Origin of the sequence: Scandinavium manionii, from assembly GCF_024764775.1 — a bacterium.
Taxonomy (GTDB): Bacteria; Pseudomonadota; Gammaproteobacteria; order Enterobacterales; family Enterobacteriaceae; genus Scandinavium; species Scandinavium manionii.
In genome coordinates this window covers 1-436 of record NZ_JALIGC010000010.1, presented here as the reverse complement: position 1 = coordinate 436, position 436 = coordinate 1, and the positions used below count along the sequence as shown (strand labels likewise).

Genomic DNA, 436 nt, shown 5'->3' with positions numbered 1-436 from the left:
CCATAGGCCATCTTCTTGCCCTTAAGGTCGGCATACTCATTCACGCCTGACGCCACATTGGCGATAATCACTGAGCGATAGGTCGGCTTGCCGTCGATGACCATGGCAGCGAAGGGCTCGATGTCGCTTTTGCTTTTGGCCATGACGTAGGACAGCGGACCGAAATACGCCAGGTCGATACGGCCAAAGCGCATCGCCTCAATCATCGAGGAATAGTCGGTGGTTACGATCAGCTGCACCTTCTTGTCCAGATGCTCTTCCAGATAATCCTTCAGCGGCTGGTTTCGCTTGATCAACTCCGAGGCGTTTTCGTCCGGCAGCAGCGCAACCTTTAGCACATCCGGATCGGCATCGGCCGCTACGGCGGACAGACTTGAAACAGCGGACAGCAAACAGGTCAATAAGAGAGCGGATAAGCGTTTCATCGGGACATCTC

1 protein-coding gene is annotated in these 436 nt (G+C 54.8%); it reads right to left on the bottom strand.

The annotated features are described in order from the left end of the window. Positions 1–425: phosphate/phosphite/phosphonate ABC transporter substrate-binding protein (gene phnD, locus MUU51_RS00055; protein ID WP_258966843.1), on the bottom strand; the 425-nt coding region annotated here is incomplete at its 3' end. Between the last annotated feature and the right edge of the window lie 11 nt (positions 426–436).